The following is a 948-nucleotide window of genomic DNA, read 5'->3' on the forward strand; positions in this document are numbered from 1 at the left end:
ATGCTCCGGCCGCTCAACCGGAACCAACCGCGGAAGCCGAGTCGCCTCCCCGCCAATACGGGGTGCCAGCTGGGCCACCGTGGGCGCCTCGAACACGGTGCGTACTGAAAGGCCGGCGTCCAGGCTGGTGTTGATCGCGGCGATCAGGCGCATCGCCGAGAGTGAATCCCCACCCAAGTCGAAGAACGAGTCGTCGACGCCGACTCGCTCGAGCCCGAGCACCTGGGCGTAGATGCCGGCCAGGATTTCCTCGATCGCATCGCCGGGGGCGCGGTAATGATCGGTGTCCTGATACTCCGGTGCCGGCAAAGCGCGGGTGTCGAGTTTGCCGTTGATCGTCAACGGCAACGCCTCGATCGCCACCACGGCGGCTGGCACCATGTAGGCCGGCAACCGCTCGGCCAACGCGGTGCGCAGCTCGGCGGGATCGGCGGTGCCGGTGATGTAGCCGACCAGGCGTTTGGTGCCGGGCTGGTCTTCGCGGGCGATCACCACCGCCTGCTCGACCCCAGCCAAACCCGCTAGGGCGGTTTGGATCTCACCGAGTTCGATGCGATACCCGCGGATCTTGACCTGATCATCGGCGCGGCCCAAATACTGCAACTGCCCATCAGCGCGCCAACTCACCAAATCCCCGGTGCGATACATCCGCGCCCCCGCACCCCCATAGGGGTCGGCCACAAACCGCGCCGACGTCAACCCCGACCGCCCCAGATACCCACACGCCACACCACTGCCGCCGACGTAGAGCTCACCCACCACCCCGGCCGGCACCGGGCGCAACCACTCATCAAGCACAAACACCGCCGCCGTCGACACCGGCGCACCGATCGGCGCCGCCCCCGAACCCGCCACCAGTGGTGTGCTCATCGACGCATACACCGTGATCTCGGTCGGCCCATAGGCGTTGATCACCACCCGCCCCGGCGCCCACCGATCCACCACCTC

At 67.6% G+C, this 948-nt stretch carries 1 protein-coding gene; it reads right to left on the reverse strand.

Translation table 11 applies throughout. The features are described from left to right. On the reverse strand, positions 1 to 948 hold a 948-nt coding region (locus tag AC5Y49_RS24750; protein ID WP_499892012.1), incomplete at both ends, for a non-ribosomal peptide synthetase.

This window comes from Mycobacterium sp. NGS62 (genome assembly GCF_059812285.1).